This window comes from Pseudomonas sp. ADAK2 TE3594 (assembly GCF_053628675.1).
Map to the genome: position 1 here is coordinate 538,058 of NZ_JBRJGV010000001.1, position 12,703 is coordinate 550,760.

A 12,703-nucleotide genomic window follows, 5' to 3' on the forward strand; every position below is an offset into this window, starting at 1 on the left:
GTTTACGACTGCTTCGCAGTCGAACGGGGGCAAGCCCCCTCGCCACAAAAGCCCGCTCCCACAGGGTTCGCGGTGGTTTTGAGGGCTGTGTTTGTCAGCTGCTTTCCATTGACGAGACCCTTGCTATGGAACACCAACCTCTGACCCATCCGGTAAGCGCCGCACCCGTGCGCGTCAACCGGGGTGTCTCACCGACGGCGCGCGCCTGGCTTTTCCTCTCGCCGTCGATGCTGTTTCTCGGCGTGCTGATTGCCGCGAGCCTCTTGGTACTGCGCATGAGCGTCGGTACCAAAGGCGCGGAGTGGACCGGGTTCAGCCTGGCCAGTTACGCCCAATTGCTGGAACCCTATTACCTCAAATCGTTGCTGCTGACGTTGCGCCTGGCGCTGATCAGCGCGGTGATTGCGGTGTTGCTGGCGATCCCGGTGGCCTACACCATGTCGCGGCTGACCTCACCGTTTGTGCGGCGGATCTTCCTCGCGGCGGTGCTGCTGCCCTTGCTGGTCAACCTGCTGCTGCAAAGCTACGGCTGGCTGGTGATCCTCGGCCCCGGCGGCATGCTCAATCAGGCGCTGATGGGCCTGGGCCTGATCAAGCGGCCGATCATGCTGCTGTACAACCAGAACGGCGTGTTGATGGGCCTGGTGCAAACCGCGTTCCCGTTGGCCGTGCTGCCGATTGCCAGCGCCATGCGTGGCGTTGCCCGCACTTACGAAGAAGCAGCCGCCACCCTCGGCGCCAGTCGCTTGCAGGTGTTCCGCCAAGTGGTGTTGCCGATGAGTTTGCCGGGAATTATCACTGGCGCGACGCTGGTATTTGCCTACAACGCCAGCAGCTTCGTGGTGCCGCTACTGCTCGGTGGTCGGCGCGTGCCGATGCTGGCGGTGATGGTGCATGACCAGATCGCCCCGCTGATGAACTGGCCCGCCGCATCTGCCGCCGGTGTGGTACTGATCGTTACCACCCTGGCGATCATGACCTTGTCTGAATACATCACTGGCCGTCGTCGGCGCATGCTGGAGGCTTCCCAATGAGCACCCTGATCAAGAAGCGCCATTCGCTACTGCCAGGCGATACCGGCAAGTTCGCCGGCATCCTGTCAGGCTTCATTTTGCTGCTGGCGGTGCTGCCGATCCTGACCATGATCGTCATGTCGTTCAGCGGTGCGTCGAACCTCGACTTCCCGCCCAGCAGCTATAGCCTGCAATGGTACAAAGCTGCCTGGAACACCTTCGTGTCGCCGGACTCCAGCGATGTGCTGAGCCTTGGCAAAGCCATGACCACCAGCCTGATGGTGGCCTGCCTGAGCATGGTTTTCGCCACGATTATCGCGGTGCCGGCAGCTTATGCCCTGACCCGTTGCGAGTTTCGCGGCAAGGCCGTGGCGCTGCAATTGATGTCGCTGCCACTGGTGTTCCCGATGGTGGTATTGGGCCTGGCCTTGCTGCTGGTGTTCGACAGTCTGCCGTTCCAGATCACCACCTCGCGGCTGGTGATTGCCCACGTGATCCTGGCGCTGCCGTTCGTGGTGAAAAACTGCACGGCGGCGATGCTCTCCATCGGCAGCGAAGTCGAAGAGGCCGCGCAGATGCTCGGTGCTTCACCGACTCGGGCGATTGTCGATGTGGTGGTGCCGTTGATGAAATCGGGGATTCTGGCGGGCATGCTGCTGGCGTTCATCGTTTCGTTCAACGAATTCACCGTGACCTATTTCCTCTACACCATCGACGTCATGACCGTGCCGATCTGGATGTACAGCCGCACCGTGTCTTCGCTCGACCCTACCGTTTTCTCGTTTGCCGTGCTGATCGTGCTGATCGACTTCGCCCTCATCTGGGCGTTGGAGAAGCTGGTTGGCGAAGGTGGCGTTTCGTTCTGATTCTTGAGGTGATTCACATGACTGGTCTGATTCTGGAAAACGTCGAGAAACATTACGGCTCGGCCTGCGCGGTAAAGGATGTGAACCTGCATTTGCCCGAGGGCAAACTGGTGTGTTTCCTCGGCCCTTCGGGCTGCGGTAAAACCACCTTGCTGCGGATGATCGCCGGGCTTGAAACCCTGACCGGTGGCGAGATTCGCCTGGATGGCGAAGACATCGGCCATACACCGGCGCATCAGCGTAATTTCGGCATGGTGTTTCAATCGCTGGCGCTGTTCCCGCACATGACAGTGGGGGAGAACATCGCCTATCCGCTGAAATTGCGCGGGGTCAGCAAGGCTGATCAGCAGGCGCGGGTGGTGGAGTTGCTGGAGCTGATTCAGCTGCAGGAAATGATTGATCGCCCGGTGGCGAAACTCTCCGGCGGTCAGCGTCAGCGCGTGGCGATTGCCCGGGCGATTGCCTCGCGGCCGAAAATCCTCCTGCTCGATGAGCCGCTGTCGGCGCTGGACGCCAAGCTGCGCGAATCGATGCAGGTGGAAATCCGTCAGCTGCAACAGCGTTTGAACATCACCACCATCATGGTCACCCACGACCAGCGCGAAGCCATGACCATGGCCGATATCGTGGTGGTGCTGGGTGAGCATAGGGTGCAGCAGGTGGGTACGCCGATTGAAATCTATCGGCATCCGGCGAATGAATTCGTCGCGGACTTTATTGGTTCGGGCAACATTTTCCCGGCCACGGCGCTGGGCAATGGCAAGGTCGGGCTACCCGGTGGCGATGCCCTGGAAGTGCCGATCTGCAGCAGCATTGTGGTGGGGGAGAAGGTGAAAATGCTAATTCGCCCTGAGGATCTGCAACTGTCGCAACCCCAAGCCACGGCGGGCAATCGCTTGCTCGGGAAGGTGACGTTTGTGCGCGATATCGGCGCGACGATTGAAACGACTGTCGAGTGTTCCGGGGTGTCGTTTACCGCGTTGAGCACGCCGTGTCAGGGGGTTGGGTTGAGCATTGGCAATCCGGTGTCGGTTACGTTGCCGGCCGAGGCGTGCCGAGTGTTGAGCGCCTGATCCAGATTTGATGTTGGCCTTCCGGGCCTCATCGCGGGCAAGCCCGCTCCCACAGGGGCTGTGTACACCGGTCCTTGTGGGAGCGGGCTTGCCCGCGATGGGGCCATCAGCCACACAACAAATGCCGGATCAAACCGACAACCGCAACCGCGCCAAATCCCGGAGCGGCGGCGCCCCGAACAATCGGCTGTACTCCCGGCTGAACTGCGAAGGGCTTTCATAGCCCACTCGATAACCCGCCGCCGAAGCTTCCAGGCCTTCAGCGAGCATCAACCGCCGCGCCTCCTGCAGGCGCAACTGCTTCTGATACTGCAGCGGACTCATCGCCGTCATCGCCTTGAACCGGTGATGCAATGTCGACACGCTCAGGTTCACTTCCCGCGCCAGATCATCAATGCGCAACGGTTGCTCATAATTGCCGTTGAGCCATTTGATCGCCTGGCTGATGCGATGGCTCTGGCTGTTGGCAATGGCAATCTCATACAACCGATGCCCCTGCTGGCTGCGCAACAGCCGATACAGAATTTCCCGGCGAATCAGCGGCGCCAGCATGGCGATGTCTTTGGGTGTATCCAGCAAACGCGCCAGACGCAACACGGCATCGAGCATTGCCGTGTCGATCTGCTCCACATACAGGCCACGGCCGGTGGGCCGTGTGGGTACGCCGATAGGGCCGGCGTCGGCAATCAGCGCGGTGATTTCTGCCGGGTCGATGTCCAGCCGCACGGCGAGGATCGGTTCCTCGGGCGAGACATTCACCACTCGCCCGCTCAAAGGCATCGAGACCGACACCACCAGGTAATTCAGCGGGTCGTAATTGAAGTATTCATCCGCCAGCCGCACTTCCTTGCGCCCCTGGGCCATGATGCACAGGGCCGGTTGCGCCAGCACTGGGGCGAAGTCATGGTTTTGACTGTGGCGCGACATGAACAGCGAACCGACGGCGGTGGCATAAGTGCCATCCTCCATCGTGTTACGGCGGATGAGGGCGGCCAGTTCCGCGCGCTGTTTTTCCATGTCGGCATCCAGCGGGGCTTGAAAGTGATCGAGCGACGACATGCAGGACATCCTCGGTGACGCGTTGGTAATGGGCTGAGCTTAAATTTGTGCAAGGGACAGCGGTAGACACATCCTGCCAAAAGCTTGCCTGATTCTGCATGGGCTTCGGGTGTCGCCCCGTCATGACGTGACGCAGATGGGCAACGGCTGACGCAAACTTCCCCCTGTAGGAGCTGCCGAAGGCTGCGATCTCTGGATCTTGAAAACAGAAGTCAAAAGATCGCAGCCTTCGGCAGCTCCTACACAAAGCTCGTGTGACAGTGGTGTGACGGGTTTTACCGGTTGTTACAAGTGTTGAGCCAAGTCTCGCAGGATTGTGCAATGCGTCGGCAGGAATCGACTAACGGCGACTGCGACACGCCGCCTAATCTTGGATCCTGTCGCAGCCCGTCCCCGGCTGCCACTGGATGACCTGGGAGGGTTGAACATGTCTACGCAAATCCCCGTCAGTCATATGGCCTTCGTCCGCGCCCGCGCCGGGCGTTCGGCAGAGCTCGGTGCACGCCTGAGCGCCCTGATCGAGCCGTCGCGCAACGCGCCGGGTTGCCTGAGCTTCGCCCTGCAACACTCGCAATGCGATCCCGAGCTGTGGCTGGTGTCCGGTTTCTGGACCAACCAACAGGCCATGACCGCTTACTTCGGCAGCCCGGCGATGCAGATTTTTGCCGAGCTGGTGCAGGAGCTGGTGGTCAATAGCCTGGATTTCCATACCTTCAAGGATGTCTCGGCGGCCCAGGCCCTTGGCCAGTCCCAGGCAGCGGTACACAAACTCGCCGGTTGAGGGTTTAATGGCGCAATTCTCCATTAGCCAGGATCCGCGACATGGCACGCAAAGCCTTTGAACACTTCGAAGCCGTTTCAGCAGTAGTACCGGGCGAGGGCGGTTACCACGCCGCGATTGCCGTCAAAGCCCTCGGCGGTTCCGGTGCCCCGGTTTTTCACAAAGTGCTGGAAGGCCAGATCTTCAAGACCGCTCATGAAGCCGACGAGGCCGCAGCCAAAGAGCTGACCCGCCTCAAAGATGTTAAAGAAGACGCCGACCTGCTCTGGTAATTACTTGACTGCCCCCGGGCGGAACATCTTGAACAATGCCTCAGGCCCCAGCTGAAAATAATCCGCCGGCCCGCCGCCGCGCAGAATCGGTTCTGCCGCGGCGGTGTCGTACACCCCGTCCTTCAACAGCCACTTGGCGATATGTACGGCGACCACTTCGCCGAGAATCAGCCAGCTCGGCACTACTTCCTTGTTGGCGCGCTGCAACTGAATAATCTGCGTGACCTTGCACTCAAAGGACACCGGGCTTTCGGCAACCCGTGGCACCTGAATGATTTTCGACGCAACGGTGGTCAGCCCGGACAATTCGAACTCGTTGACCTCAGGCCCGACCATGGCGCAGCTCTGGTTCATCTGCTCGGCCAGTGGACGAGTCGCCAGGTTCCAGGCGAATTCGCCGGTTTGCTCGATGTTGTTCAGGCTGTCTTTGCGCCCGACGCTGGAAAACCCAATGATCGGCGGGATGTAGTTGAAGGCGTTGAAAAAGCTGTAGGGCGCCAGGTTCAGGCGACCGTTGGCATCCTGGGAAGAAATCCAGCCGATAGGACGAGGGCCGACGATGGCGTTGAACGGGTCATGTGGCAGGCCGTGGCCGTTGGCGGGTTCGTAGAAGTGGATGTCGTCGGGCATACAGTGAATTCCTGGGTCGTTCGGGAGGTGATCATGGTGCAAGGGCCAGCGGCATATTTCCAGCCCATCCTCGATCACTGTGGGGCGGGCTTGCCCGCGATAGCGGTTTAACAGTCAACACAGATGTTGAATGTTACGGCCTCATCGCGGGCAAGCCCGCTCCCACAGGGTTTGGGTTGAGGCAAATAAAAAGGGGCAGACCCGTTAAGGTCTGCCCCTGTTTTTATTGCGCGGGCGGACTCAGTCCGTCTCGATCCGCGAATGTTTGCGGGTGTCTTTCATGGTGATGTACACCAGCAACGACACCGCGATGCACGCCGTGACATACCAGTAGTAACCGGTTTCCATGCCGATGCTCTTGAACCACAGCGCGATGTATTCAGCAGTACCGCCGAAGATCGACACGGTCAGTGCGTACGGCAGGCCGACGCCCAGCGCACGGATCTCGGTCGGGAACAGTTCAGCTTTGACCACCGCGTTGATCGAGGTGTAGCCGCTGACGATGATCAGCGCCGCCATGATCAGGAAGAACGCGCCCCACCAGCTCTGGATAGTGTGCAGGGTGGTCAGGATCGGTACGGTGAACAGCGTTCCCAGAATACCGAAGGCAATCAGGATCGGACGACGACCGACCTTATCCGACAGCCCGCCGATGATCGGTTGCAGGCACATGAACAGGAACAGCGTGGCCGCGGAAATCGTGGTGGAGTCGGAAATGCTCATGCCGACGGTGTTCACCAGGTATTTCTGCATGTACGTGGTGTAGGTGTAGAACGCCAGCGTACCGCCCATGGTCAGGCCGACCACGGTCATCAGTTCCTTTGGATGGCGCAGCAAGGTGCGCATGGCGCTTTCCTTGGCTTTCTCTTTCTTGGTGAACGACTCGGTTTCTTCCATGCCACGACGCAGGTAGAGCGCGACCACGGCACACAGCGCGCCGATGGCGAACGGAATGCGCCAGCCCCAGGCGTACAGCTCTTCGGTGGTCAGGACATTTTGCAGCACGATCAGCACACCCAAAGCGATGAGCTGGCCGGAGATCAACGTCACGTACTGGAAGCTGGAGTAGAAGCCGCGACGTTCCTTGGTCGCCATCTCACTGAGGTAAGTGGCCGAGGTGCCGTACTCACCCCCGACCGACAAGCCTTGCAGCAGGCGGGCGAACACCAGCAGGATCGGCGCGCCGATGCCGATGGTTTCATAACCCGGGCTCAGGGCGATCAGCAGCGAGCCGAAGCACATCAGGTAAACCGAAGCCATCAACGCACGTTTGCGACCGGCCTTGTCGGCGTAGAGGCCCATCAACCAGCCACCGATCGGGCGCATCAGGAAGCCCACGGCGAAGATCGCGGCGGTGTTGAGCAGTTGTGCGGTGGTGTCGCCTTTGGGGAAGAAGGCTTTGGCGAAGTACAGGGAGAAGGCGGCGTAGACGTACCAGTCGTACCACTCGACCATGTTGCCGACAGAGCCGCTGAAGATCGATTTGATCCGGCTAGCAGTGGTTTTTTCTTTGACCGGCAGGGCAGCCGACCCAAGGGGCAGGGTGTTGGAGTTATCCATTGAAGGATCCTCGTTTAATTGTTTTTGTGGAGCGCGTGTAAACGCAGCCTGCTGGAGCTATAGCAGGAGCTGTGCCAAGGAGAGGAGGGCCGGTTTAGAGGGGGTAGCAGGTTCTGTTGAGCGGAAATCCGCTCATCGTAGAGGGTCGGTGAGCGGAAAACTGCTTATTCTTAGCTAGGATTTGCTGTGCCTGTGCTGACCTCATCGCGGGCAAGCCCGCTCCCACAGGATTGGTGTCATGCATAAAATCTGTGTTCGACTCGGTCATTGTGGGAGCGGGCTTGCCCGCGATGGGGCCCATAGAGACACCACAAAACTCAGCTGTCTTGCAAAAACATCTCCCGGCTCAACCCATGCCGCTGCATCTTTTCATTAAAGGTACGGCGCGGCAGTTGCAGCTCTTCAAGCACCGCTTTCACATCACCCTTGTGCCGGATCAGTGCCGCGCGCAAACAATGCGCTTCGAAGGCTTCTTGCTGCGCTGCCAGTGACTGGCCGGGGTCGATCCCCGCCGGTTCCGGTTCGCCGAGGCCCAGCACTTGTCGCTCGGCGACGTTCGCCAGTTCGCGCACATTGCCCGGCCAGTCGTGGCTCAGCAGATGGCTCAGTTGCGGCCCGCTCAAGGGCGCAAAGGTGCGACCCAAACGCTCGGCAGCACTTTGCGCGAAGAACTCGAACAACAGGGGAATGTCTTCACGCCGATCACGCAACGGCGGCAGACGCAACTCGGCGACGTTCAATCGATAGGCCAGATCTTCGCGAAAACGTCCGGCCCGGGCTTCATCCAGCAAGTCGGGTTTGGTCGCGGCGATGATCCGCAAGTCCACGTGGATGCTCTGGTTGGAACCCAATCGCTCAAGCTTCTGCTCCTGCAACACCCGCAGCAGTTTCACCTGCTGGGCCAGCGGCATGCTTTCGATTTCATCGAGAAACAGCGTGCCGCCGTCGGCGTATTCGAGCTTGCCGATACGTTTGCCCTGGGCGCCCGTGAACGCGCCGCTCTCATGGCCGAACAGTTCGGCCTCGAACAACTGCTCGGGAATCGCCGCACAATTCAGCGCCACAAAGGCTTTGTCGGCGCGCGGACCGAAGTCGTGCAGGCAACGGGCAACCAATTCCTTGCCGCTGCCGGTTTCGCCACGGATCAGCACATTGACCGGCAACGTCGCCAGGTCCAGCACCTGCCGACGCAACGTCTGCAAGCCACGGGACACCCCCAGCAGGGTGGCATCGAGTTTGGCGCGATTGTCCGCCTGCTCATGCAGGGCACGGTTTTCCAGCACCAGCCGGCGCTTGTCCAGCGCCCGACGCAGACTGCTCAGCAGGGTTTCCGGGCTGAAGGGTTTTTCGAGGAAATCGTAGGCGCCATCGCGCATCGCTTCGACGGCCATAGGCACATCGCCGTGACCGGTCAGCAAAATTACCGGCAAGTCAGCATCGCGGCGCTGGACTTCGGCCAGCAGCTCCAGCCCCGTCATGCCGGGCATGCGCACGTCGCTGAGAATCACCCCGGGGAAATGCTTCGGCAACTGCGCCAGGCACTCGTCGGCGCGACTGAACAGCTGCACTTCGAACCCCGACAGGCTCAGCCACTGTTCGACAGCGCTGCGGATGCTGCTTTCGTCATCGACCACCATCACCGAATTGAGCATCAGGCAGGCACCTCCAGATCAATGGGCAACGTCAGGGTAAACACCGCGCCGTTTTCGCCATTATCGGCACTCAGGCGTCCTCCCGCTTCGTGAACGATAGCGAAGGAGACGGCGAGGCCCAGACCCAGGCCATCACCCACCGGTTTGGTGGTGAAGAACGGATCAAAGACTTGTGCCAGGTTTTCTTCGGCAATGCCGCCACCGTTATCGGCGACGGTCAGGTGCCACAATTGTTCATCGGCTTCGAGGCGGATTTCCAGACGCTTGCAGGGTTTGTCGTGCATCGCATCCAGGGCATTGCGCAGCAGATTGATCAGCACTTGTTCCAGACGAATCGCGTCGCCACGCACCCACGCCGGGCGAGTCAGATGTAGCACGGTGCTGATGTGCTCGTCACGCAGGCGCGCCTCCAGCAACTGCAAGGATTGATCGACCACCGCCGCCAGGTCCAGCCGTTCGCGCAGGCCGCTGGGGCTTTTGCGGGCGAAGGTTTTCAGGTGGCCGGTGAGGGCGGCCATGCGCGTGAGCATGTCGTCCACCGGTTTGAGCGCCTTGTAAGCGTCTTCGACCCGGCCGTGATCGAGCAGCAGGCGCAAGGTCGCCAATTGCATGCGCTGGGCGGTCAGCGGTTGGTTGATTTCATGGGCCAGCGCCGCGGACATCTGGCCGAGGGCGGCGAGTTTGGCCGATTGCACCAAGCCGTCTTGGGCCGTGCGCAAATCCCGGGTGCGTTCTTCCACCAGTTGTTCGAGTTCTTCACGGCTGCGCTGACGCAGTTTGGCCAGGCGCCAACGCTGGTTGAGGAACAGCAACAGAAACACCAGCGTCAGCCAGGCGCCGGCGGCGGCGAGCCCGGCGTTGCGGCGGTCTTCGAACGCGACTTGCGGGCGACGCAGCAGGTGCAAGGTCCAGTCTTCAGCGGCCAGTGGCAGCGACTCCCAGAGGTAATCCGCCGTCCCGTCGGGGCCTTCGACTCGGGTCAGGTCGCTGTTGTCGTCGAAGCGCCGCACCGATTGATAGTCAAGCGGGGTCAGCGGTTGTTTGTCGTATTGGCGGGTGGCTTTGAGCTCGGCGCGGTCGCTGTCGCTCAGCGGTTTCAATTGGCGATAACGCCAGCCCGGCTGGTTGGCGATGAAGATGATCCCGCGCGCGTCGCTGACCAGCAACGTGTCGCTGCCCTGACGCCATTCGCGCTCAAGTTCCGGGAATTCGAGTTTGACCACCATGGCGCCGAGGAACTCGCCACTGTCGCTGGTCACCGCGCTGGACAGGAAGTAGCCGGGAATGCCGCTGGTCACACCCACCGCATAAAAGCGTCCGGTGCCTTGGGTTCGGGTCTGGCTGAAGTAAGGGCGAAAGCCATAGTTGTGGCCGACGTAGCTGCTGGGCAAGCGCCAGTTGCTGGCGGCCACGGCCAGACCGGTGCGGTCGAGCAGTTCCAGGGTCGAGGACTGCGCGGCTCCGTTGATTTTTTCCAGTTTGCGATTCAACGCAAGCTGCTGTTCAGGGCTCACTTCACCGCTTAGCGCGGCGCGCAGTTCCGGGTCCAGCGCCAACACGGCGGGCAGGGCGCGGTAGCGGTCGATCAGGGTGTGCAGCGAGTTGGCGTACAGCGCCAGTTGCTGATTGGCACGTGCGGCGTCTTCGACCAAGGCCTGGCGTTCGGCGTGGCGGATGGCCAGGATCGCGGCGAGCACCGCACCGGCGATGATCAACAGGGTGTACAACGACAGACGCAAGGTACGGGAAGTCGGCAGCATGCTGTAGGAAATAGGTTGAAGGATGGGCTGGCACCATACCATGAGGCCGCGCATCCTTCGTCCCGGCATGACGTGGTCAGGCGGTAGTGAATTTACTCGATCGACAGCACAACATGGTCTGGGTATACGCCAATTCGTTAGTCACCTCTGCTTAGATCAAAGGACTAAATCGATATCCAAAAAAAAGACCGGGTCGTCTGGGGAGACGGCCCGGCCTTTTCAGCAGGAGAGGGAAGCGCTTACTGCACTTCCACCGCCAGGCTTTCACTGATCTTTTTCTGCCAGATCGCAGGACCGGTGATGTGTACCGACTCGCCCTTGCTGTCGACCGCAACAGTCACAGGCATGTCTTTAACGTCAAACTCGTAGATCGCTTCCATGCCCAGTTCGGCGAAAGCCACCACGCGGGATTTCTTGATGGCTTGTGCCACCAGGTAAGCCGCGCCGCCGACAGCCATCAGGTAAACGGCTTTGTGGTCCTTGATCGCTTCGATCGCGGTAGGGCCGCGCTCGGATTTGCCGATCATGCCCAACAGGCCGGTTTGCTCGAGGATCTGACGGGTGAACTTGTCCATCCGCGTCGCGGTGGTAGGACCAGCAGGGCCGACCACTTCGTCACCGACCGGATCGACCGGGCCGACGTAGTAGATGAAGCGACCTTTCAGATCTACCGGCAGGGTTTCACCCTTGTTCAGCATCTCGACCATGCGCTTGTGCGCAGCATCGCGACCGGTGAGCATCTTGCCGTTGAGCAGGACGGTTTCGCCCGGCTTCCAGCTCTGCACTTCTTCCGGCGTCAGGGTGTCGAGGTTGACGCGACGGGCCGACGGGCCGGCTTCCCAGACGATTTCCGGGTAGGCGTCCAGCGGTGGCGCTTCCAAGGATGCCGGGCCGGAACCGTCGAGCACGAAGTGTGCGTGACGGGTGGCGGCGCAGTTGGGGATCATGCACACCGGCAACGAAGCGGCGTGGGTCGGGTAATCCATGATCTTCACATCGAGCACGGTGGTCAGGCCACCCAGGCCCTGGGCGCCGATGCCCAGTTGGTTGACCTTCTCGAACAGCTCCAGACGCATCTCTTCGATACGGTTGGACGGGCCGCGCTTCTTCAGCTCGTGAATGTCGATGGATTCCATCAACACTTCCTTGGCCATGACGGCGGCTTTCTCGGCGGTGCCGCCGATGCCGATGCCGAGCATGCCCGGTGGGCACCAGCCGGCGCCCATGGTCGGAACGGTCTTCAGTACCCAGTCGACGATCGAGTCGGACGGGTTGAGCATGGCCATTTTCGACTTGTTCTCGGAGCCGCCGCCCTTGGCCGCCACGTCCACTTCCACGGTGTTACCCGGAACGATGGAGTAGTGGATAACCGCAGGGGTGTTGTCCTTGGTGTTTTTGCGAGCGCCCGCCGGGTCGGCGAGGATCGAGGCACGCAGGACGTTTTCCGGCAGGTTGTAAGCCCGGCGCACGCCTTCGTTGATCATGTCGTCCAGGCCCATGGTGGCGCCATCCCAACGCACGTCCATGCCCACGCGTACGAACACGGTAACGATACCGGTGTCCTGGCAGATCGGGCGGTGGCCGGTGGCGCACATGCGCGAGTTGATCAGGATCTGCGCCATGGAATCGCGGGCTGCCGGCGATTCTTCACGCAGATAGGCCTCGTGCATCGCCTGGATGAAGTCAACGGGGTGGTAATAGGAAATGAATTGCAGGGCGTCGGCAACGCTCTGAATCAGGTCGTCTTGCTTGATCACGGTCATGAGTCGCGCTCCTCTAAAAGACGGGAACATTCAATAAGGTGCTTGCAGCTTGGGTGCATCGGTCGGTTGCAAGCACCTTTCAAGGCACGCCGGGCATGCTGGCGCGACGCTAAAAAGGCGCGGCAGTATACCGCGCCTCGATGGCGGGCACATCCGTTGACAGTCAAACGTTGGTCGCATACCGCCCACAGATGAATATGGGGGCAGGGCTTTTGTGGCGAGGGAGCTTGCCTGTGGCGAGGGGGCTTGCCCCCGTTGGAGTGCGAAGCGCTCC

The 12,703-nt window shown here is 60.7% G+C and carries 11 protein-coding genes; 5 read left to right on the forward strand and 6 right to left on the reverse strand.

The genetic code is table 11. The features are described 5' to 3' along the window. The first annotated feature begins 125 nt into the window (after positions 1 to 125). The 3 genes from AB7M22_RS02345 to AB7M22_RS02355 are packed head-to-tail and all read left to right on the forward strand — an operon-like array spanning position 126 to position 2,952. Positions 126 to 1,034, forward strand: a complete 909-nt coding sequence (locus AB7M22_RS02345) for an ABC transporter permease (RefSeq protein ID WP_008010019.1) — start codon at positions 126 to 128, stop codon at positions 1,032 to 1,034. After that, positions 1,031 to 1,879, forward strand: a complete 849-nt coding sequence (locus AB7M22_RS02350; RefSeq protein ID WP_454185109.1) for an ABC transporter permease — start codon at positions 1,031 to 1,033, stop codon at positions 1,877 to 1,879. The genes AB7M22_RS02345 and AB7M22_RS02350 overlap by 4 nt, the downstream gene beginning before the upstream one ends. Before the next feature lie 17 nt (positions 1,880 to 1,896). Further along, positions 1,897 to 2,952, forward strand: a complete 1,056-nt coding sequence (locus AB7M22_RS02355) for an ABC transporter ATP-binding protein (protein ID WP_454185110.1) — start codon at positions 1,897 to 1,899, stop codon at positions 2,950 to 2,952. A gap of 129 nt (positions 2,953 to 3,081) precedes the next feature. On the opposite strand, the gene AB7M22_RS02360 is transcribed toward AB7M22_RS02355, so the two are convergent. Beyond that, positions 3,082 to 4,011, reverse strand: coding sequence for an AraC family transcriptional regulator (locus AB7M22_RS02360; RefSeq protein WP_007898362.1), 930 nt, complete (start codon positions 4,009 to 4,011; stop codon positions 3,082 to 3,084). 427 nt (positions 4,012 to 4,438) lie between these two features. On the opposite strand from AB7M22_RS02360, the gene AB7M22_RS02365 reads away from it, so the two are divergent. Together AB7M22_RS02365 and AB7M22_RS02370 are read left to right on the forward strand one after the other, a co-directional pair. Continuing rightward, a complete protein-coding gene (locus AB7M22_RS02365; protein ID WP_008010026.1) occupies positions 4,439 to 4,792 on the forward strand; it encodes a putative quinol monooxygenase in 354 nt (117 codons plus the stop codon). A 41-nt stretch (positions 4,793 to 4,833) separates the two neighbouring features. Then, positions 4,834 to 5,064, forward strand: coding sequence for a hypothetical protein (locus tag AB7M22_RS02370; protein WP_454185111.1), 231 nt, complete (start codon positions 4,834 to 4,836; stop codon positions 5,062 to 5,064). Here AB7M22_RS02370 and AB7M22_RS02375 read toward each other — a convergent pair whose 3' ends face one another. The 5 genes from AB7M22_RS02375 to AB7M22_RS02395 all read right to left on the reverse strand — a co-directional run bounded on the left by AB7M22_RS02375 (position 5,065) and on the right by AB7M22_RS02395 (position 12,429). Continuing rightward, entirely contained in the window at positions 5,065 to 5,694 is a 630-nt protein-coding gene (locus AB7M22_RS02375) for a flavin reductase family protein (protein ID WP_008010031.1), read from the reverse strand. A 240-nt stretch (positions 5,695 to 5,934) separates the two neighbouring features. Continuing rightward, entirely contained in the window at positions 5,935 to 7,254 is a 1,320-nt protein-coding gene (locus AB7M22_RS02380; RefSeq protein WP_008010037.1) for an MFS transporter, read from the reverse strand. Positions 7,255 to 7,571: 317 nt separating this feature from the next. Beyond that, positions 7,572 to 8,906 carry a sigma-54-dependent transcriptional regulator gene (locus AB7M22_RS02385; RefSeq protein WP_454185112.1) on the reverse strand — a complete coding sequence of 445 codons (1,335 nt, stop codon included), beginning with the start codon at positions 8,904 to 8,906 and terminating at the stop codon, positions 7,572 to 7,574. After that, positions 8,906 to 10,666, reverse strand: a complete 1,761-nt coding sequence (locus AB7M22_RS02390) for a sensor histidine kinase (protein WP_454188750.1) — start codon at positions 10,664 to 10,666, stop codon at positions 8,906 to 8,908. Before AB7M22_RS02390 ends, AB7M22_RS02385 begins: the two co-directional genes overlap by 1 nt. Positions 10,667 to 10,905: 239 nt before the next feature. After that, positions 10,906 to 12,429 carry a fumarate hydratase gene (locus AB7M22_RS02395; RefSeq protein WP_123719314.1) on the reverse strand — a complete coding sequence of 508 codons (1,524 nt, stop codon included), beginning with the start codon at positions 12,427 to 12,429 and terminating at the stop codon, positions 10,906 to 10,908. Positions 12,430 to 12,703: the final 274 nt, after the last annotated feature.

Coding starts and splice junctions, on each gene's coding strand:
- AB7M22_RS02345 (WP_008010019.1), top strand. CDS start 126: ATGGAACACCAACCTCTGACCCATCCGGTAAGCGCCGCACCCGTGCGC.
- AB7M22_RS02350 (WP_454185109.1), top strand. CDS start 1,031: ATGAGCACCCTGATCAAGAAGCGCCATTCGCTACTGCCAGGCGATACC.
- AB7M22_RS02355 (WP_454185110.1), top strand. CDS start 1,897: ATGACTGGTCTGATTCTGGAAAACGTCGAGAAACATTACGGCTCGGCC.
- AB7M22_RS02360 (WP_007898362.1), bottom strand. CDS start 4,011: ATGTCGTCGCTCGATCACTTTCAAGCCCCGCTGGATGCCGACATGGAA.
- AB7M22_RS02365 (WP_008010026.1), top strand. CDS start 4,439: ATGTCTACGCAAATCCCCGTCAGTCATATGGCCTTCGTCCGCGCCCGC.
- AB7M22_RS02370 (WP_454185111.1), top strand. CDS start 4,834: ATGGCACGCAAAGCCTTTGAACACTTCGAAGCCGTTTCAGCAGTAGTA.
- AB7M22_RS02375 (WP_008010031.1), bottom strand. CDS start 5,694: ATGCCCGACGACATCCACTTCTACGAACCCGCCAACGGCCACGGCCTG.
- AB7M22_RS02380 (WP_008010037.1), bottom strand. CDS start 7,254: ATGGATAACTCCAACACCCTGCCCCTTGGGTCGGCTGCCCTGCCGGTC.
- AB7M22_RS02385 (WP_454185112.1), bottom strand. CDS start 8,906: ATGCTCAATTCGGTGATGGTGGTCGATGACGAAAGCAGCATCCGCAGC.
- AB7M22_RS02390 (WP_454188750.1), bottom strand. CDS start 10,666: ATGCTGCCGACTTCCCGTACCTTGCGTCTGTCGTTGTACACCCTGTTG.
- AB7M22_RS02395 (WP_123719314.1), bottom strand. CDS start 12,429: ATGACCGTGATCAAGCAAGACGACCTGATTCAGAGCGTTGCCGACGCC.